This is a genomic window from Aurantimonas endophytica (assembly GCF_014196845.1).
GTDB lineage: Bacteria > Pseudomonadota > Alphaproteobacteria > Rhizobiales > Rhizobiaceae > Aurantimonas > Aurantimonas endophytica.
Window position 1 is genome coordinate 687,519 of the sequence record NZ_JACIEM010000001.1, and the last position, 20,288, is coordinate 707,806.

The window sequence follows — 20,288 nt, forward strand, 5'->3', positions numbered from 1 at the left end:
CCGGCAGCGGCCTTAAAGGGCGGCGCGTCGCGGTGCCGGCGCAGGCACCGCGAGCACGCCGCCGGAAGTCGGCACCCGGCATCCGGTGGTCGTCGGCCAGGTCAGCGGGCGCCCGTCGAGCGAGCGGACCGCCAGATAGGCCCAGGCTTCGGCCTCCATCGCGTCGCCGTCGAAACCGGCAGCCTCGGCGCTGATCACGTCGGCGTCGGGGCCCGCTCCCTCGGCGAGATCGGCCATGATCGCCGGATGGCGGCGCCCGCCACCGCAGATGATCCAGAGCTTCGGCTTCTCCGGGAAATGCACGGCAGCCTTCAGGATGGCCTGCGCCGACACGAAGCAGAGCGTCCGCGTCACGTCCTCCAGCGACCCCGCGCCCGGCGACGGGACGGCGAAGTCGAAGCGATCGAGCGATTTCGGTACCTTCCGGTCGAAGAAATCGGCCGTGAGATAGCCGTCGGCGAGCTTGCGCAGGATCCCGCCCTCGCTGGCGATGGCGCCGTTCTGGTCGAAGGCGATGCCGGCCTCGCGCTCGAGCCACTGGTCGAGCAGCGCGTTGCCGGGGCCGGAGTCGAAGGCGATGGGATCATGCTCGCCGTCGAGATAGGTGACGTTCGAGATGCCGCCGATATTGACGAAGACGACGGGCAGCGCGGCATAGGTCGCCGGCCGGTTCGCCGCCAGCGCCGCGTGGTAGGCCGGGACCAGCGGCGCGCCCTGCCCGCCTTCCTGCATGTCCCGGGCCCGCATGTCATAGACGACGGGTCGGCCGAGCCGCTCGGCCAGCAGCTCGCCGTCGCCGAGCTGCACGGTCAGCGCCTGCTCCGGCCGGTGCAGCACGGTCTGTCCGTGGAAGCCGACGACGTCGATCGTGGCGGGGTCAATTGCTTGGTCGGCGAGAAACCGCTCCACCGCGGCGGCGTGGCGAAGCGTGAGCTCGGTTTCCAGCGGCCCCATGTCGCCCGGACGTTCGTCACGGCGCGTCATGCTCTTGGCCGTCTCCAGCCCGGCCGCGAGCCGCCGCCGGAAGGCAGCCTCATAGGGATAGACTCGCGCCGGCCCACGAATCACGCTCGCCGCGCCGTCGGTGTCGAGCAGCGCGACGTCGATGCCGTCGAGGGACGTGCCGCTCATCAGGCCGATCGCGCGGCGTTGTCTCGTTCCGGTCAAAATCGGCTCCGCATCTGGAAATGTCGCTCAGGGCTGGTAAACGGCTTCGACCGACGAGGGAACCAGTCGTTCCCGTGAACCATACAGGATCATCATCCCATGGCCCGCTTCAAGTCCGAGTTCCTGGCGACGCTCGCGGAACGTGGCTTCATCCACCAGGCTTCCGACGAGACCGGTCTCGACGACCTCTTCGCCCGCGAGACGGTGACCGGCTATATCGGCTTCGACCCGACGGCCGCCAGCCTGCATGTCGGCTCGCTGATGCAGATCATGATGCTGCACTGGATGCAGAAGACCGGCCATCGCCCGATCGCGCTGATGGGCGGCGGCACCGGTATGATCGGCGACCCGTCCTTCAAGGACGAGGCGCGAAAGCTGCAGACGCCGGAGGGAATCGCCGAGAATCTCGCCGGGATCAAGCGCTCCTTCGAGCGCTACCTGCGCTTCGGCGACGGGCCGCAGGATGCGCTGATGGTCGACAACGCCGACTGGCTCCTCGACATCAACTACGTTGCGTTCCTGCGCGACGTCGGGCGGCACTTCTCCGTCAACCGCATGCTTTCCTTCGATTCGGTGAAGCTGCGGCTCGACCGCGAGCAGTCGCTGTCGTTCCTCGAATTCAACTACATGATCCTGCAGGCCTACGACTACGTCGAGCTGAGCCGGCGCTTTGGCTGCCGGCTGCAGATGGGCGGCTCCGACCAGTGGGGCAACATCATCAACGGCATCGATCTCGGCCACCGCATGGGCACGCCGCAGCTCTATGCCCTGACCTCGCCGCTGCTTACTACCTCGTCCGGCGCCAAGATGGGCAAGACCGCCAGCGGCGCCATCTGGCTGAATGGCGACATGCTGAGCCCGTACGATTTCTGGCAGTACTGGCGGAACACCGAGGACGCCGATGTCGGGCGCTTCCTCAAGCTCTACACCACCCTGCCGCTGGACGAGATCGCCCGCCTCGAGGCGCTCGGCGGCTCGGAGATCAACGAGGCGAAAAAGGTGCTGGCGAGCCAGGTGACGGCCATGCTGCATGGCGAGGCCGCCGCGCAAGAGGCGTCGGAAACCGCGCGCAAGACCTTCGAGGAGGGCACGGTCGCCGACACGCTGCCGACCATCGAGGTCGATGCGGCGGAGCTGCGGAATGGCATCGGCATCTTGTCGCTGATCGTCTCGGCGGGTCTCGCCGCATCGAACGGCGAGGCGCGCCGCTCGATCAAGGGCGGGGCCGTCCGCCTCAACGATCAGCCGGTGGCGGATGAACGTCTCACCATTGGTCCCGACGACCTGAACGACGGCGTTGCCAAGCTGTCGGTCGGGCGCAAGAAGCACGTGCTCGTCCGCCCTGCGGGCTGAGACGCCGTCGATCAGTACTCGAAGATCCGCCGGAAGATTCCCGGCGCGATCGCCGAGATCGGGTTGACGGCGAGCGTCGGGTCGCCGAACGGACCGGCGAGGCGGTAGGTGATCCCGATCAGCCCGCCTTCGGCGCCGTTGCCGAGAATGCCGCCGACGAAGGGTATCGCGCCGAACAGCCGGTTGACCCCATAGGCCGGCATGAACGAGCCGGACATGTCGATCTGCCGGGCGGTGTCGTAGAGCACGCCTTCGAAGCTCGAGCCGAAGATCGGACCGCGCAGGATCCCGTCGTAGGCGACCAGCCGGCTGCCGTCCCAGGAGAGGCCCATCGAGGCCGTGTCGAAATAGGCCTGCGAGACTTCAAGGTCCCGCCCCAGCGCTCCCGCCAGACTGTTGGGGTCCGCGCGCGACGTCCCGACAAGGCTGGCCAATCGGGGTTCGTCCACGAGCGTGAAGTCGCGCAGCTGCAGCGGCCCGCTGATCCGGCCTTCCGGGTTTCCCGTCAGCCGGAGGCCGAGGGAGCCGCCCGCCATGCGCTTGTAGAGCCCGGCGAAGCGCAGCAAGGCACCCGCATCTCCGGCGTCGAGTCGGATGGCGCGGCCCTGCTCCCCGGGTTCGATCGTCAGGTTCACCGGGTTGCCGCGCGGCGTCGTGCCGGTCAGCGAAGCCGCGAGGCCCCCCCGGCCACCGTTACGGTAGCTGATGGCGGCGTCACGCAGCTCCTCGCCATCGAAGCCCAGAAGTCGATCGACCTTGACCGAGACGGTCAGATTGCCGGCGGAGCCGCCGCCGCTCGAACCCGACCAATCCGTCTTCAAGCGTCCCAGCATGGCGCGGGCATCGAGGCTGCTGCCGGACACCGCGATCGCGTAGCCAGAGTCGCTGCGCTCGATCGTCGCCGCCACCGAGTCGTCGCGGTTGAAGGAAGCGCGTTTCAGGTCGAGTCGACGCAGGCCGGCAGAATCCGCCTCGACCGTGCCCTGCGCGGAGAAACCCTCGCCTTTCAGTTCGGCGGTCGGCAGCACGATGCGGTCGCCTTCCATCGCCAATTCGAAATCGAGCGTTGCCGGCACGCCCGGGCCCTTGCTCCAGCCGATCGTCGGCACCGAGAGACGGGCGGAGCCGAGATCGACCGAGCCGATGAAGCGCTCGCCGGATCTGGTCAGGCGGGCCGAGACCGGTCCGTCCAGCATCTCGCCGAGTTTTGGCAGCAGTGCTTTGACCTCAGCGCCTTCGAGCGAGGCTGTCAGGGTCAGGCTGGGTTCGCCCACCGGGTTCGGCGCCAACGGCTGCGAGAAATTGATGGTCGCCGGAACGCCGTCGACCAAAGCATCGACCTCGCCGATAGCCGAACCCGGGGCCAGGCTGACGATACCGGAGACGGCCGAAATGGCGTGTCCGGCAATCTTGCGCTTCAGCTCGACGGAATCGAGATCGGCAACGACGGACCAGCTTTCGAGCCTGACCGGGCTGGGCGCCGGGTGCGCGGCCAGGTCGGCCCGCAAGGGTGGTCTCGGCAAGTGAAAGGCGACACCGACACCCAGTTCGGCACGCCCGGAAACTTCATCGGCGCGCCAGTCGAGTTGCCGGAGCGCCCGCACCGGTTCGCGGTTTGCCAGTCCCACAAGCGCTGTGGCGTCGCCAGCGAGGTTCAGCGAAAGCAAGGCGACGGTGCCCTCATCCGTCCGTCCGAACTCGATCGAGGATGGCATGAGGGCGACCTTGGCTTCGTCGCGCAATGCCGCCGATTCGATGCTGACGACGGTCGTGCTTCCCTTGGCCTCGATGCGACCGGACGCAGCTTCCACCGTCGGCATCTCGCCGATGGTGCGAAAGGACACGCCCTCGAGATCGAGCGCCAGTTGGAACTCCTCGTCGGTCGGTCCGGTGTCCGGCGTCATGATCGCAGCCAGCCGCTTCATGCCGAGGTCAAGCCCGACCGAACCGCTTGTCACCGTTCCGTCAGCTTCGAGATGGGCCAGCACCCAGTTTCGGGCGCCGTCGGCAAGGAAGAACGGCCAGAATGCCTTGACGTCGGGGACGGTGAGGTCGCGCGCGACCATCTTGAGTTCAAGCCGGTCGGTGGCTTCGAAACCGCTGACTTCGGCATGGCCCGAAAGCTCTCCGGCGCCAACCTTGAGGGCCAGGCGTTCCAGGTCGATCCCGCCGGTCGTCGGATGCACCCGGCCCGCAAGGTCGAACGCTGCCGATCGCACCTCCCCCGTCTCGCTGCCCACTGTCGAAGTCAGCCGGGTCGTTGCCACCTGTACCGGCAATGCGCCATTCTCGTCGGCGACGAGGTGGATCCTCCCGCCGAATTCGGCATGTGCGTCGCCGAAATCGAAAGCGCCGTCCTGCAGGACGATCTCGTCGCCGCTCTCCTTCATGACGAGCGTTACCGACCCCGACGGGATCTGCACCGTCTGACGACCCGTGAACGTGCCGTCCCGCATGGCAATCGTCGCATCGAGCTGGCGACCCACCGCATCGGTTCGCATCGTCACGCGCAGCGTCGCGGGGATATCAAGCTCTGGACCGGGTGGCTCGGCTGACGGCTTTCGCGTCGCGGTGCCTAGCGTCACCCGCGATGTCTCGAAACTCAGCGCCGTGACGGACTGGCCCGCCGCATCGAGTTGCGCCTCTCCCGACGCGGCAACGTCCTGCCCGCCAAACGTCCCGCTCGTCTCCAGCGTGAAGTGCCCGTCGGCGGTTTTCCGGATCGTCAGATCCACGATCCCGCCGGCTTCCGGGGCATCGATGATAGAGAGGTCGGAAACCCGGAGCCGCCGCAGGCCCGTCTGGTCGATGTCGCGGATCGAGCGGTCGAGGGCGGCGAAGACCGCCGCGGGAGTGGGCAGCGCGCCCGACGGGCGATTGGCGGTGACCTCCGGTGCGATGCGTACGCCCGAAACGCCGACCCTGTCGACGACCAGCCCATCCGTGAAAATCGCGCCCAGACCGATGCCGACGCCGATCTGCTGTGCGGTGGCCATCACCGCCCCGCTGTCCCGGTCGCGCAGCGTGACGTCCGCGAAGCGCAAGCCGAGCCCGGCGTTCGGATCGAAGCCCACCCGTTGCCGGTCCATCTCGACGATGAAATCGGGACCGAGCGCCGTCGAGACAATCCTTTCGGTCTGCGCCTCAAGCAGTTCCCGGCCCGTATCCGTCCAGAGCAGCAGGCCGATGGCCCCTGCCGCGACGACGAGCAGGATGCCCCCGAAACTGGCAACGCCCGCCATCAGGCGGACGGCGCGCCTCATCGGGCCTGCGCCGGCAAGGGCGACGGGATGCCGTAGGCAGGCAGCGCGGTATTCAGGCTTGGCCGCACTCCGGCAGTTCCTTTCATCGCCGGCCTGAACGCGTCAGGCATCGGACGGCAACTGACAGAACCCGGGTGAAACGGGTCGCTTCGACGCCGGTGACCGCATGTCGCCCCTTTCGCGACTTGCGGATCGGGGTCGATCTGTCCGACATGACCTTCCGTCGTTCCCCATTATGCCGAAAGGATGACATCATGGTGCTTTCCGTGGGCGATCCCTGTCCCGCCTTCTCCCTGCCCGACGACCGCGGCGAGATCGTCTCGCTCGAACAGATGAAGGGCAAGGGCTTCGTCCTCTATTTCTATCCCAAGGACGATACGTCCGGATGCACGCTCGAAGCTGTCGAATTCGGTGCCCTAAAGCAGGAATTCGACGCGATCGGGGTGCCGGTCTTCGGCGTGTCGCCCGATCCGGTCAAGAAACACGGCAAGTTCCGCGACAAGCATGATCTGCAGGTTCGGCTCCTGTCTGACGAGGAGAAATCGCTGATCGGCGCGTTCGGCCTGTGGGTCGAGAAGAGCATGTACGGCCGGAAGTATATGGGCGTCGAGCGGGCGACGGCGCTGATCGATTCGAACGGAGTCATCGTTCGTTCGTGGCCGAAGGTGAAGGTGCCGGGCCACGCCGAGGACGTGTTGGAAGCCGCGCGTCAGATGGCCGCTGACGCATGAGCGATACCGGCGCCATCGACCGGATGCCGTCGACGCTGCGCCAGGCGGCGATCGAGGCGCTGCAGGAGGCCGATCTCGACCGCAAGGTCGCCCGGACCAACACCGCCTGCCGGCTGTGGTTCGGGCGGCGGCTGGGCGTTCACGCGCCGTCCGACCCGGCGCTGCCCGACCGTCCCGGACGGCCCGCCGAGCCCCATCTCGTCTCGCCCCGCACCGTCAAGCGCCGTTCCGTCCATACGCCGGAGGGACGCATCGCCCTGATCCATGCGCTGGCACATATCGAGCTGAACGCCATCGACCTCGCGCTCGACATCGTCGCGCGCTTCGCCTCCGAGAAAGTGCCCCGCTCCTTCTTCGACGGCTGGATGACGGTGGCGCTGGAGGAAGCCAAGCACTTCGGATTGCTGTCCCGGCGGCTGGCGAGCCTCGATTCGCACTACGGCGCACTGCCCGCCCATGACGGCCTATGGCAGGCCGTGGAGGCGACGTCGCACGATCTCGGCGCCCGGCTGGCCGTCGTGCCGCTGATCCTCGAGGCGCGTGGTCTCGACGTGACGCCGTCGCTGCTCGAAAAGCTCCACGCCGTCGGAGACGTCGAGACCGCGGCGATCCTCGAGATCATCTATCGGGACGAGAAGAAGCACGTGGCCATCGGCGCCAAATGGTTTCGCTTTCTCTGCGCCCGCCAGGGCCACAATCCCGCCGACCGATTCCAGGAGCTGGTGCGCGCCTGTTTCCGCGGCGAGGTGAAGGCCCCGTTCAACGACCGGGCGCGCGCCGAGGCCGGACTGACGCCGACCTTCTATCGTGCTCTGTCGCCACTTTCGCGCTGATCGGGCGGCCCCGCAGACGGATTGTTAACCCTAACAATCTCTAATCCAACCGTCAGGCGCGGGGCCTATCCCCTGCATCGACACTGGATTGGGCGATGGCGGCAGCACGACACGAACGGACATTCGGCGCGTTCCGGCAGCCCCACACCGTGATCATCGCTCGCGGCGAGCAGGTCCGGCACTTCACGCTCACCCCGCGTCGTCTGGCCGTGGGCATCGTGCTTGCGGCGACGCTCGCCGCCTCGGCCGTCGCGACGCCTGCCTGGTATGTGCTGCAGGCCCAGAAGGGCGCACCTGAGAGCGATGCTCCGACCGTCCTGCAGCGCGAATACGAGCAGCGGATAGCGGCCCTGCGGACGCAGGTCGATTCGCTCACCAGCCGCCATGCCCTGTCGCAACGGCTGGTGGAGACCAAGGTCGATGTCCTGCTCGAACAGCAGGAGGAACTGGCGGCCCGCTACGACGCGCTGCGGCCACTTTTCGACCGCGCCGAGGCAACAGGCCTGATCGCCAAGCCCATTCCGCTGCCGACGGCAAAGCCGACCGCGCCAGGCGAACAGGAGCTCTCGGCTGACCTCGTCCCCGTATCGGACGACACCGCGGCGGCCACGCCCCATGGCGACGATATCGATAATCAGCTGCGCACGGGACCGATCACGGAACGTCCTTTGGCGGGGCGCATCGCCGAAGCCACGCTGCGCGAGATCGGCCGCTCCATCGACATGGTCGAGTTTCGCCAGATCGCCGAGCTGCAGCGGCTTGCCGATGAAGCCCGCGTACGGACGGTGAAGATTGCGACGGTCCTCAAAACCGCCGGCATCGCGCTCGGCGACAGCGAACCGGAGGCGGCGACCGGTGGCCCCTTCGAGCCGGTTCCCGCCGGTTTCGATTTCGACGCAACTGTCTCCGAACTCGACACGGCGCTGACGGCGCTGCATGCGGTCGGATCACTCGCTGCCAGCCTTCCGCTCAACCCGCCGATGGCGCGCCGCTACGTCTCCAGCACGTATGGCGTCAGGCCCGATCCCTTTCTCGGGCGGACGGCGCTGCACGCGGGCGTCGACTATGCCTTGCCCCAAGGCACGCCGGTCACCGCTTCTGCCCCTGGCAAGGTTGTTCGGGCCGGCCGTGCCGGTGGCTACGGCAACATGGTCGAGATCGACCACGGACGCGGCATCACCACCCGCTACGGGCACATGGCGCGTATCGATGTTCGGGTCGGCGAGTCAGTGGCAAAGGGCGCGCCGATCGGAGCGGTCGGCTCGACGGGCCGCAGCACGGGTCCGCACCTGCACTACGAAATCCGCCGCGGCGGCAAGGCCGTCGATCCCGAGCGCTTCTTCCGCATCGGCGACCGGATCGGCAATCTCACCTGAACGAAGGGGGCCAAACCGGCCCCCTTCTGATGCGTCTGTCAGTCGAGGTCGCCGGCGGCTTCGTCGCCGCCACGGACGCGGTGCGCAAGCGCAGCTTCCATGAACTCGTCGATCTCGCCGTCGAGGACATCCTGCGGCGAGGTGCTTTCCACTCCGGTCCGCAGATCCTTCACCATCTGGTAGGGCTGCAGCACGTAGGAGCGGATCTGGTGACCCCAGCCAATGTCGCTCTTCGACGCTTCGGTCGCGCTCGCCGCCTCCTCGCGCCGCTTCAGCTCTTCCTCGTAGAGCCGTGAGCGCAGCATTTCCCAGGCCTTGGCCTTGTTCTTGTGCTGCGACCGCTCGGCCTGGCACGAGACCGCGATGCCGGTCGCCAGATGCGTGATGCGCACCGCCGAGTCGGTGGTGTTGATGTGCTGCCCGCCCGAGCCCGACGCCCGATAGGTATCGATGCGCACGTCGGATTCCGACACGTCGATCTCGATCGAGTCGTCGACGACCGGGTACACCCAGACCGACGCGAACGAGGTATGGCGACGCGCCTGGCTGTCATAGGGCGAGATGCGAACCAGCCGGTGGACGCCGGATTCGGTCTTCATCCACCCGTAGGCATTGTGGCCCTTGAACAGGAGCGTCGCGGACTTGATGCCGGCTTCTTCGCCCGCATGCTCCTCCAGCACCTCGACCTTCATGCCGGAGCGTTCGGCCCAGCGCATGTACATGCGCTCGAGCATCGCCGCCCAGTCCTGGCTCTCGGTCCCGCCGGCGCCGGAATGCACTTCGACATAGGTGTCGTTCGCGTCGGCTTCGCCGGACAGCAGGGTCTCGATCTGGCGCTTGGCGACCTCGGCCTTGACGTCGCGGATCGCCTTCTCGGCCTCGGAGACGATCTCCGGGTCGCCCTCCTCCTCGCCCATGGCGATGAGTTCGACGCTGTCGGCAATGGTCTGTTCGAGACGGCGGATGGACGCGATGGAGGTCTCGAGCTGCTGGCGCTCGCGCATCAGCGCCTGCGCCTCGGCCGGATCATCCCAGATTGTGGGATCCTCCGCCTTGTTGTTCAGATGGTCGAGACGCCTGAGGGAGCTATCCCAGTCAAAGATGCCTCCTCAGCAGGCTTATGGCCTGCTTGGTCTCGTCGACAATGGTCTCGATCTCGGCTCGCACGCCGCAGTCTCCTAAGGTTCTGGTGGGGGCGTGACGCGGGCTTCGTGCCGCGGCCGCGCTTCGATCCGGCGACACCAGCCGCAGCGCGCGTCGCCGGCGGCGTCTATAACGCCGTTCGCTGCCTGTGGCTAGAACAGGCCGCCGCCGCCGCCCTGGACGATCGCCTGCTCGGCTTCCGGCGAGACTTCGCCGGTGCCGAAGTCCGATGCGACCTCGTCCATGCCGATGATCTCGTAATCGTCGGCCGGCCCCGTCCCGGGCTTGAAGGCTTCCATGATCACGTCCGGTCCGCCGTCTGATCCGGCGCGCATGCCGGTCGTGCGGTTGACGGCGAGGAGTTCCATGCCCTCGGGGGCCTTGAACTCCACCGGTGTCTTGCCGTCGACGGCGTGCTTCATGAACTCGACGAAGACCGGTGCTGCCAGGCCACCGCCCGTAGCGCCTTTACCCATGGGCTGCGGATTGTCGTAGCCGATGAAGACGCCGGTGACGAGATCGGGCGTGAAGCCGACGAACCAGACGTCCTTCTCGTCGTTGGTGGTGCCGGTCTTGCCCGCGACCGGCACGCCGACGTCCCTGACCTGAGTCGCGGTACCGCGCTGCACGACGCCTTCCATCATCGAGGTGATCTGGTAGGCGGTCATCGGATCGAGGACCTGGTTGCGCTCGTCGACCAGCTCGGGTTCCGCCTGGCCGTTATAGTCGCGGACATTGCACTCGGCGCACTGGCGCTGGTCGTGCTTCAGGATGGTGCGCCCGTACCGGTCCTGCACCCGGTCGATGAGCGACGGCTGCAGGGAACGACCGCCATTGGCGATGACCGCGTAAGCCGAAACCAGGCGTAGAACCGTCGTCTCGCCGGCGCCAAGCGCCATGGGAAGATAGGGGGCGAGCTTGTCGTAGATGCCGAATCGCTCCGCATACTGGGCGACGAGATCCATGCCCATGTCCTTGGCGAGGCGGACAGTCATCAGGTTGCGGCTTTTCTCGATGCCGAGGCGCAGGGTGGAGGGGCCGGCCGAGCCGCCGCCATAGTTGGACGGCTCCCAGAACCCGCCATTGCCGTCCGGCAGCGAGATCGGTGCATCCAGCACCACCGAGGCCGGCGTGTACCCGTTGTCGAGCGCCGCCGCGTAGACGAACGGCTTGAACGAGGAGCCCGGCTGGCGATAGGCCTGCGAAGCGCGGTTGAATTCGGACTCGGCAAACGAGAATCCGCCGACCATGGCGACGACGCGGCCGGTCTTCGGCTCCATCGACACCAGGGCACCCTGGACCTTCGGCGGCTGGCGAAGCAGCCATGCCGACCCCTCGCCTTTCGACTCCACGTAGACGACGTCGCCGCGCGACAGAACGTCGGCAGCAGTCCTGACGTTGCCCTTGCGCTCCTCAGTGTCCAGGCGGAGCGCCCATTTCATGTCGGGCAGCGCGATCGTGCCGATCTCGCGCTCGGAGCCTCTTGCTCCTGACGCGCCGCGCGCGGCCTGCAGACCGATGTCGACCCGGTCCGAATCCGTCGAGAGCACCACCGCGAGGCGCCACTCGGGCACGTCTGCGAGCGGCTCGACCTTGCCCAGCGCCGCGCCCCAGTCGCTGCCGACATCGACATGCGTTACCGGTCCACGGAAACCGCGCGCCTGGTCGAACGTCACCAGCCCGTGCTGCAGAGCCGTCCGGGCATGTGCCTGGAGATCGGGATCGAGCGTGGTCCGGACCGAGAGCCCGCCTTCGTAAAGCGCGTCGACACCGTAACGCTGGACGATCTCCCGGCGCACGTCCTCGGTGAAGAATTCCGAAGAAGCGAGATAGGTGCCGGTCGGACGCGGATTGACGTCCAGCGGCTTGTCCTGTGCCTCCTGCGCCTCGGCCACTTCAATGAAGCCGTTCGAGGTCATCTGGTCGATGACCCAGTTGCGGCGCTCGAGCGCGCTGTCGGTATTGCGGAACGGATTGTAGTTCTCGGGCGCCTTGGGGAGCGCCGCCAGATAGGCGGCCTCCTCGATGGTCAGCTCGTTCACGGACTTGTCGAAATAGGCCAGCGAGGCGGCGGCGACGCCGTAGGCGCCGAGGCCGAGATAGATCTCGTTGAGATAGAGTTCGAGAATCTTGTCCTTGGAATAGGCCTGCTCGATCCGCAGCGACAGGATCGCCTCCTTGATCTTGCGATCGAAGGTCCGCTCGTTGGTCAGGAGAAAGTTCTTCGCGACCTGCTGCGTGATCGTCGAGGCGCCCTGCATGCGGCCGCCCTTGGCCAGCACCAGCACGGCGCGGGCCACACCCTCGATGTCGATCCCGGGATGGCTGTAGAAATTCTTGTCCTCGGCGGAGAGAAAGGCGTTCTTGACGAGATTCGGGATGGCCTGGATCGGCAGGAACAGCCGCCGCTGGCGCGCATATTCGGCCATCAGGGACCCGTCCGACGCATGCACCCGTGTCGTCACGGGCGGCTCGTAGTTCGCCAGCACCTGGTAGTCGGGGAGGTCCTGCGCCGTCCGCTCCAGGTACCAGGCGATGCCGCCGGCGACGAGGAGGAAGAACACCGCGCCTATCCCGAAGAAATAGCCGAGCAGTCTGATCATCGAAACTCCGTCCGGTCGGGCCTGATGGCTCCTGCCGGTCCCCAACGTGTCGACCCATCAGGGATCGACCGGCTGCTCCGTGACCCGGCATCGCTCTCGACGCGGATCATGCACTCCGTTGGCTAACCTGTGGGCGCCAAATACGGCAAGCCCATGGATGCCACTGTGTTCGGCAATCGCAAAGCTGCGATCGTGATGAATTTATCACAGACGGACAGCTTCCCGCCACGACCGGCTCACTCTGTGCCGGCAGCACGCGCTGCCTCTTCGCCGCGAAAGAAACCGACGATCGCGTCGGCGATCGCCGCCGACACATCGGCACGCCAAGCCGCGTCCGTCAGCAGCTTTTCGTCCTCGCGGTTCGAAAGAAACCCCATCTCGACCAACACCGAAGGCACGTCCGGCGCCTTCAGCACCTGGAAACCCGCCGAACGTTTCGGGTTCTTGATCAGCCGGACGTCGTTGCGAGCCAGGTCCCTGACCAGAGAAGCGGCAAAGTGCTCCGAGAAGCTCACGGTCTCGCGGCGCGTCAGGTCGACCAATATGTCCACCACGTCCGGCGCACCCCCTTGCCACTGTGCGCCCGCGAAGCGATCGGCAGCGTTCTCGTTCGCCGCGATCTGGCGTGAGAGCTCGTCCGAGGCGTTTTCCGACAGCGTGTAGACCGTGGCTCCGCGCAGCGCCGCAGCCCTGATCGAATCGGCATGGATGGAGACGAACAGATGCGCCTGCTCCCGCCTGCCGATGGCGGCCCGTTCGTCGAGCGGAATGAACACGTCCGACTCACGGGTGAGAACGACCCTTACCTTTGGGTGCGTCAGAAGCGCGTCGCGCAGGGAGAATGCCGCGGCAAGATTGATCTCTTTCTCGTAGGTGCCGGACTTCGACACGGCGCCATTGTCCACGCCGCCATGACCCGGATCGATGACGATCGTCAGTTCCCGGTCGGCGTCGATGTCGCGGCGCGGCGACGGCGGATCCTGCGAAGGCTCTGGCGCGGCATCGGCAACCGGCGCGGACGATGGGGCGGCACTACCCCCGGGTCCGATCTTCAGCGTCACGATCTCGCCGCCGGATCGCTCCTGCCGCTCGATGGAACCCACCGCGTCCCGCTTCAGCCGGTAGATGAACCGGTACCGGTCGGCCGCGGCCAGCCCGTGACGGACGGTATCGACGAAGGCGTTGTCCGGGGGCGAGACGACTTCTACGGCTGGCAGCGCGTCGATGAAGTCGATGGCGACCCGATCCGGGTTGACGAGCCGGAGGAGCCGCGTCTCGACGGCCCCGTTCAGGTCGAAACTCACGATGTACCCTGAAGCATCCACGTTCTGGTCGATCCGGGTGATGACCCGCTCTTCAGCGTGCGCCTGTGTTGTAGGCGCTGAACCGGCAGCGATGAGCGCCAGCGCGATTGCGATCGCGTAGCCGAAGCGGGTGGCACAGGAGCGGATATACGAGGTCATTCCCACCATTACGTCGGATCGCCGCGGACGCCGGCGTCGAATCGCTCGGCCTGGCCATCTCCCGAAACCCGATAAAGATGATCGGACTGGGGCGGACGACGCATCAGCGAACGGGATCGAGCGCCACCCCGGCAGCCAGTACCCACCGGAACTTGCCCCGGGCTTGGCTTCCCGGCCTTCACGCCAGCCCCGTCACGGGATCGCCCTTGTCTCTTGGTGCTGCGCAGCCTAAAAGCGGAAGTGAGGCTTAGTGTGACACGGATATGTGTCGTCGCCGAGTCGGAGGCCCTGCCGCAACGGATTTCCAACTGTCCGACGGCGAACTTTCTGGGCGCTACGACCCCCCGCGGCATTCGACCACGTCATCGGGCCTCGTGGAAGATTTTCGATCGATGCTGGGGCCTTCATCCAGCCGATTGTTCAGCGATGCGGACATGCACTGTGCCAACAGCAACGGTCCGCTCGTTCCGTCGGCCGCTTCAGCGGCCATCCAGTTGTTGCAGGTCGTGATTTTGTCGCCAGCCTCCAGAACCCCATCGACGCAGCCAGCCCGGACCTCACGGCCGGTTCTCGCGTCTTGTCGGGGACGGACGCGGTTGACCCTTGCGGCCGATACGGGCTCGCGCCCAGCGATCGACGGTCCGGCACGCATTGCCAACCCGCGATCCCGCGCGAGCGCCCGGGAGAATTTGCATGGCAAACAAGATGCTGATCGACGCTTCCCATCCGGAGGAGACCCGCGTCGTCGTCGTACGCGGTAGCCGGATCGAGGAATTCGACTTCGAGTCGGAACACAAGAAGCAGCTCAAGGGAAACATCTACCTCGCCAAGGTGACGCGGGTCGAACCGTCGCTCCAGGCCGCCTTCGTCGAGTATGGCGGCAACCGCCACGGCTTCCTCGCCTTCAACGAGATCCATCCCGACTACTACCAGATCCCCAAGGCCGACCGGCAGGCGCTGATCGAGGAAGACCTCGCTCGGGCCGAGGAAGAGGAGATCGCCGAGGACGCCAAGGTCGCCCGCAGCCAGCAGAACAAGCGCCCGCCGCGCAGCCGCGCGGCCGAGCGCGATGACAGCGACGGCGACAGCGTCTCCGAGGAGGTCGAGGAGGCCGGCAACGCGTCCGAGACCGGCCATTCCGGCGAGGACCATCGCGACGGCGAGGACCACGAGCCGGGCTCCAGCGACGCCGAAGAGAACGGCGGCGAGGAAGCGTCGGGCTCGAACGAGGCCGATACCGAATCCGGCGACCTTGGCGGCGAACGCGAGCAGCGCAACCGTCGGCGTGGCCGCGGTCGTCGCAACCGTTCGCGCAACGGCGACGATGATCATGCCGATGAGAACGGCGAGGAAGAGGAGATCGACGAAGTCGGCTCCGAGGACGCGATGGAGGAAGTCCCCGTCCGCCAGGTCCGCCCGCGCCGCCAGTACAAGATCCAGGAGGTGATCAAGCGCCGCCAGATCCTGCTGGTGCAGGTCGTCAAGGAAGAGCGCGGCAACAAGGGCGCCGCCCTCACCACCTATCTGTCGCTGGCCGGACGTTATTCGGTGCTGATGCCGAACACCGCACGCGGTGGCGGCATCTCCCGCAAGATCACCAACGCCGTCGACCGCAAGCGCCTCAAGGACGTGGTGCGCGAGCTCGAAGTGCCGCGCGGCATGGGCATCATCCTGCGCACGGCCGGTGCCAACCGCACCAAGGCCGAGGTCAAGCGCGACTACGAATATCTGATGCGGCTGTGGGAGACGGTCCGCAACGTCACGCTGTCGTCGATCGCCCCTGCCCTCGTCTACGAGGAGGGGAGCCTGATCAAGCGGTCGATCCGCGACCTGTACAACAAGGACATCGACCAGATCCTCGTCGCCGGCGAAGGTGGCTACCGCGAAGCCAAGGACTTCATGCGGATGCTGATGCCGAGCCAGGCGAAGGCCGTGCAGCCCTACCGCGACCCGACGCCGATCTTCGCGCGCCAGGGCATCGAGGGACAGCTCGACCGCATGCTGCAGCCGCATGTGACGCTGAAGTCCGGCGGCTACATCATCATCAACCAGACCGAGGCGCTGGTCGCCATCGACGTCAACTCGGGCCGCTCCACCAAGGAGCACTCGATCGAGGACACCGCCTACCAGACCAATCTGGAAGCGGCGGAGGAAGTCGCACGCCAGCTGCGGCTGCGCGATCTCGCGGGCCTCATCGTCATCGACTTCATCGACATGGAAGAAAAGCGCAACAACCGCGCCGTCGAGAAGAAGATGAAGGACTGCCTGAAGAGCGATCGCGCCCGCATCCAGGTCGGCCGGATCTCGCATTTCGGCCTGATGGAGATGAGCCGCCAGCGCATCCGCGCCAGCGTGCTCGAATCGACCATGCAGACCTGCCCGGTCTGCGAAGGCACGGGGCATATCCGCTCCGCCTCGTCGCTGGCGTTGCACGTGCTGCGCACGATCGAGGAGCACCTGCAGAAGCATTCCAGCCATGACCTCATCGTCAAGGTTCCGACGGCGACGGCGCTCTACGTGCTCAACGAGAAGCGCAAGCGCATCGAGGAGCTGGAGCGGCTCTATGGCCTGCGGATCATGATCGAGGCGGACGAGAGCGCCGGACGCCAGGGCATCCAGATCGACCATGGCGCCGAGGCGCCGAGGGCGCCGATGCCCATGGAAGCGATCCGGTCCGACGCGGTCGCAGCGATCGATGCCGCGGAAGAGGCCGCCGATGAAGAGGCCGCGCGCGCCGCGGCGGTCGACATCGCGGCCTCGGATGAGCCCGGAGCCGAGGGCGAGATCGAGCAATCGGCCGACAGCGCCGAGAGCGGCAGGCCGCGGCGCCGCAGGCGCCGGGGCCGCCGGCGGGATGGCGACAAAACCGAGACGGCGGCTGCCTCGTCGGACGACAACGGCGATTCCTTCGCAGAGGACGACGAGACGGAGGCCGACTCGGGCGAGCCGCACCATGCGGTGAGCAGCGACGATGACGAGCGCGGGCGGCGTCGGCGTCGGCGCGGGCGCCGTGGCGGCCGCCGCAACCGCGACGATCTGCCGGAGAACGGTGAAGAGGGCGAATCCGAAACGCCGCTAGCCGCGACGGGCTTCGTGGCGGACGCGGCAGAAGATCGGGCCAATGCCGACCAGTTCTTCCCGGAAGCTTCGGTCGCGGTCGAACGCCAAGCCGAACCGGCTCATGCCTTGGCGGCCGAAGCCGCGCCTGCGGCAGCCACGCAGGAGGTCGACGAAGCCCACGCCGAGATCGCGGCTGAACCGGTCGTCGAGGACGATCGCGCAGATGCTCCGATCGCATCGCCGTCCGGCGAGCATGACGGCGATGCGACTGCCGCCAATGATGACCTGCCGGCCGTCGAAGCCGCGCCGACATCGACCCCGAAGGAGCCGGTCGTTACCTCCGGAAACACTGCCGAACCCGGCCAGGAAGAAGAAAAGCCACGCCGCACCGGCTGGTGGGCACGGCGCAGCTTCTTCTGACCGCATCGGACATCGAAACCAAAAGGGCGGCCCGTGGGCCGCCCTTTTTCGTTGCGCCGTCGGCGCTGAGCGCCGTGGCCCCCGCACGGCCTCCGGTCAGCCGCGCAGCATCGCCTGCATGCGGTCCAGCGCCTCGCCGAGGCTTGCATGGTCGCAGGCATAGGAAATCCGCACGAAGCGTTCGCCCCGGCGCTGGTCGAAATCCGTGCCCGGCGTGATCGCGACGTGGCATCCTTCGAGGATTGCTCTGGCAAACTCCGTAGAGCTCGTCGCGCCGCCGGGGATCTCCGCATAGGCGTAGAAGGCGCCGTCGATCGGCGCGATGTCCTGAAAGCCAAGCACCGGCAGACGTGCCGCCAGGAGATCGCGGTTGCGGACATAGCCCTCGCGGACCGCGTCGAGCTCGTTGCGCGAGTCGAAGGCCGCGGTGGCCGCCACCTGCGACATCTCCGGCGCCGAGATGTAGAGGCTCTGGCCGATCCGCTCGGCGGCCCGCACAAGGCTCGGCGGCAGCACCAGCCATCCGATGCGCCATCCGGTCATGCAGTAATATTTCGAGAACGAGTTGACGACCAACGGGCTGTCCGAGAACGCCAACGCCGTCTCCTCCGCCTGGCCATAGCTCAGGCCGTGATAGATCTCGTCGGAGATGAAGCGGATGCCGGCGCCATCGGCATAGTCCACCAGCCGCCGCAGTTCGTCGCGCGGTGTCATCGTACCGGTCGGATTGGCCGGGCTGGCGACCAGCACGCCGGCGACGGGGCCCGCCTCGTGCAGATGCCGCAAATGGTCGGCGGTGAAGACGTAGCCGGTCGAGGCATCGACCTCGTACTCCACGGGAACGAGCCCCAGCGCCTTCAGGATATTCCGGTAGGCCGGATAGCCGGGCGCGGCGATGGCGATCCGGTCACCGGGATCGAACGCCGCGAGAAACGCCAGGTTGAAGCCGGCGGAGGAACCCGTCGTCACCATGATTCGCTCGGGTTCGATGCCCAGGCCGTACGCGTCCCGATAATGCCGGGCGATCCGCTCGCGCAGGTCCGCGCGGCCGAGCGCGTCGGTGTAGGCGACGCGGCCATGGTCGAGCATCCGCCTCGCCGCATCGCGCGCGGCCTGCGGCGCCGGAGCGGCCGGCTGGCCGACTGCGAGCGAGATCACCTTCTCGCCGCGGGCGATCATCCGGTTCGCCTCGGCGAGCACGTCCATCGCCCGGAATGGATCGATCTCGGAGCGGCGGGAGGCGGTGAGCGCGCGGGCTGGGGTCACGGGGCGGTTCCTGTCGGATTGATGGCGATCGCGGCGGATGCCGACGGGCCGAGTTCATAGACGCGATCGGTCATCGTCAGCTAGGGTAGTGGCCGACAGACCGCGCCATCCGCCCTGCCTCCCCTCAAATTTGCCGGATTGCCGTGACGAAACATCGAAAGACGCTGCGTGCTCAAGCAGCAAACGTCGTTCGAAAAACGGCCGACATCGAGGTCCTTTTGATGAAACGCCCTCTGCTTCGCCTCTGCCGGCACCTCGCCGTGTTCTTCACGGCGCTTTCGGTCACCTTGACGCCGGTTGCTGCCCAGTCCCGCAGCGAAAAGACCAGACTGCCGGTAGTGCGCGACGCCGAGATCGAGGCGCTGGTCGCCGACTATGCCCGCCCGCTACTCCAGGCGGCGGGGCTTTCGCGATCCGGCATCCAGATCGTCCTGATCAATTCCTCCGGCTTCAATGCTTTCGTTGCGGGGCGCCGCATCTTCATCAACACCGGCGCGATCACCGCGACGGAGACGCCGAACCAGCTGATCGGCATCATCGCCCACGAGATCGGCCATCTGGCCGGCGGGCACCAACAGCGGCTGCGCGAGCAGCTCGAACGATCGCAGACGATCGCCATCGTCGCGGGCCTGCTCGGTGCCGGCATCGCCGTGGCGGGCGCCAGCACCGGCGCGGGGGGCGCCGCGCAGGCCGGCGCGGGCCTGATGACCGGCGGCAGCGCGGCGGCCCAGCGCAGCCTCCTGAGCTACCAGCGGGGCGAGGAATCGGCTGCCGATCGCACCGCCCTCACCTATCTCGACCGAACCGGCCAGTCCGGAAAAGGTCTGCTCGAAACCTTCTCGACGCTCGACCGCAACAACCTGTTTGCCTCCGCGCGATCGAACTATCTGTCTTCGCACCCGATGCCGCGGGACCGCATTGCGGCATTGGAGGCCGCAGCCCGCGAAAGCCGGCATTTCGGCCGCGCCGACCCGCCTGCCCTGGTCGAGCGACACAATTTCGCCCGCGCGAAGATTGCCGCTTACAACGGCGGCATGGCCGACGTGCGCCGGCTGTTCGCCCGCGACCCGCGGGGATTGCCAGCGCTCTATGGCGACGCCATCGCCACGCAGCTTGCCGGCTCGACCGCCTCGGGTCTCCAGAAGATCGATGCGCTGATTGCGGCTCGTCCGAACAATCCCTGGTTCCACGAGATGCGCGGCGAGACGCTGATGGCGGCTGGCAGGGCTTCGGAAGCTGCTGCCGCCTACGCCAGGGCCGTCCAGCTCGACGGCACCAACTCCGGCATCCTCAAGGCGCAGGTCGGCCAGGCTATCGTCTCCAGCGGCGACCGGTCGCAGATGCCGAAAGCCATCGAGATGATCCGCGCCGGCCTTCAGTCCGACCCTGCCAACGCGGCGGCCTACCGCTTCCTCGCCATGGCGTACGGCCACCTGGGCGAAGTCGGACAGGCCGAGCTCGCGACGGCCGAAGGCTATTGGCACGGCGGCAACATCCGTCAGGCACAGATCTTCGCCACCCGGGCGCAGCAGAAGCTCAAGCGCGGCTCGCCCTCCTGGCTCCAGGCCCAGGACATCATCCAGACCAAGCCGCGGTCATGACCACAAGGA

At 67.0% G+C, this 20,288-nt stretch carries 12 protein-coding genes; 6 read left to right on the plus strand and 6 right to left on the minus strand.

Annotation, left to right across the window (positions count from 1 at the left end):
- Positions 1-12: 12 nt before the first annotated feature.
- Positions 13-1,167 carry an anhydro-N-acetylmuramic acid kinase gene (locus tag GGR03_RS03480; RefSeq protein WP_281378951.1) on the minus strand — a complete coding sequence of 385 codons (1,155 nt, stop codon included), beginning with the start codon at positions 1,165-1,167 and terminating at the stop codon, positions 13-15.
- Between the two features lie 99 nt (positions 1,168-1,266).
- On the opposite strand from GGR03_RS03480, the gene tyrS reads away from it, so the two are divergent.
- The gene (gene tyrS, locus GGR03_RS03485; RefSeq protein ID WP_183206154.1) at positions 1,267-2,520 is read left to right on the plus strand and encodes a tyrosine--tRNA ligase; all 1,254 of its coding nucleotides are present in this window, start codon (positions 1,267-1,269) and stop codon (positions 2,518-2,520) included.
- 11 nt (positions 2,521-2,531) lie between these two features.
- On the opposite strand, the gene GGR03_RS03490 is transcribed toward tyrS, so the two are convergent.
- On the minus strand, positions 2,532-5,783 hold the full coding sequence (locus GGR03_RS03490; RefSeq protein WP_183206155.1) for a hypothetical protein: 3,252 nt from the start codon (positions 5,781-5,783) through the stop codon (positions 2,532-2,534).
- A 254-nt stretch (positions 5,784-6,037) separates the two neighbouring features.
- Between GGR03_RS03490 and GGR03_RS03495 the strand changes: the two genes are divergently transcribed.
- From GGR03_RS03495 to GGR03_RS03505, 3 genes are all read left to right on the plus strand, one after another.
- A complete protein-coding gene (locus GGR03_RS03495) occupies positions 6,038-6,514 on the plus strand; it encodes a peroxiredoxin (RefSeq protein WP_183207011.1) in 477 nt (158 codons plus the stop codon).
- Positions 6,511-7,347 carry a ferritin-like domain-containing protein gene (locus GGR03_RS03500; protein WP_183206156.1) on the plus strand — a complete coding sequence of 279 codons (837 nt, stop codon included), beginning with the start codon at positions 6,511-6,513 and terminating at the stop codon, positions 7,345-7,347. The genes GGR03_RS03495 and GGR03_RS03500 overlap by 4 nt, the downstream gene beginning before the upstream one ends.
- Before the next feature lie 95 nt (positions 7,348-7,442).
- Positions 7,443-8,723: a M23 family metallopeptidase gene (locus tag GGR03_RS03505; protein ID WP_183206157.1), complete on the plus strand. Its 1,281-nt coding sequence runs from the start codon at positions 7,443-7,445 to the stop codon at positions 8,721-8,723.
- 38 nt (positions 8,724-8,761) lie between these two features.
- Here the strand turns inward: GGR03_RS03505 and prfB are convergent.
- From prfB to GGR03_RS03520, 3 genes are all read right to left on the minus strand, one after another.
- Positions 8,762-9,890 (minus strand): peptide chain release factor 2 gene (gene prfB / locus GGR03_RS03510; protein WP_183206158.1). Its coding sequence is split into 2 segments (ribosomal slippage): positions 8,762-9,820 and positions 9,822-9,890, totalling 1,128 coding nucleotides; the frame shifts between segments, so codons are not numbered across the junction.
- A gap of 128 nt (positions 9,891-10,018) precedes the next feature.
- A complete protein-coding gene (locus tag GGR03_RS03515) occupies positions 10,019-12,469 on the minus strand; it encodes a penicillin-binding protein 1A (RefSeq protein WP_183206159.1) in 2,451 nt (816 codons plus the stop codon).
- Between the two features lie 236 nt (positions 12,470-12,705).
- The gene (locus GGR03_RS03520; RefSeq protein WP_210291985.1) at positions 12,706-13,932 is read right to left on the minus strand and encodes an N-acetylmuramoyl-L-alanine amidase; all 1,227 of its coding nucleotides are present in this window, start codon (positions 13,930-13,932) and stop codon (positions 12,706-12,708) included.
- 693 nt (positions 13,933-14,625) lie between these two features.
- On the opposite strand from GGR03_RS03520, the gene GGR03_RS03525 reads away from it, so the two are divergent.
- Positions 14,626-17,412, plus strand: coding sequence for an Rne/Rng family ribonuclease (locus GGR03_RS03525; protein WP_183206160.1), 2,787 nt, complete (start codon positions 14,626-14,628; stop codon positions 17,410-17,412).
- Positions 17,413-17,508: 96 nt separating this feature from the next.
- Here the strand turns inward: GGR03_RS03525 and GGR03_RS03530 are convergent, their stop codons facing one another.
- Positions 17,509-18,618, minus strand: a complete 1,110-nt coding sequence (locus tag GGR03_RS03530; protein ID WP_183207013.1) for a pyridoxal phosphate-dependent aminotransferase — start codon at positions 18,616-18,618, stop codon at positions 17,509-17,511.
- Between the two features lie 281 nt (positions 18,619-18,899).
- Here GGR03_RS03530 and GGR03_RS03535 point away from each other — a divergent pair, with 281 nt between their 5' ends.
- Positions 18,900-20,279, plus strand: coding sequence for a M48 family metalloprotease (locus GGR03_RS03535; protein WP_183206161.1), 1,380 nt, complete (start codon positions 18,900-18,902; stop codon positions 20,277-20,279).
- Positions 20,280-20,288: the final 9 nt, after the last annotated feature.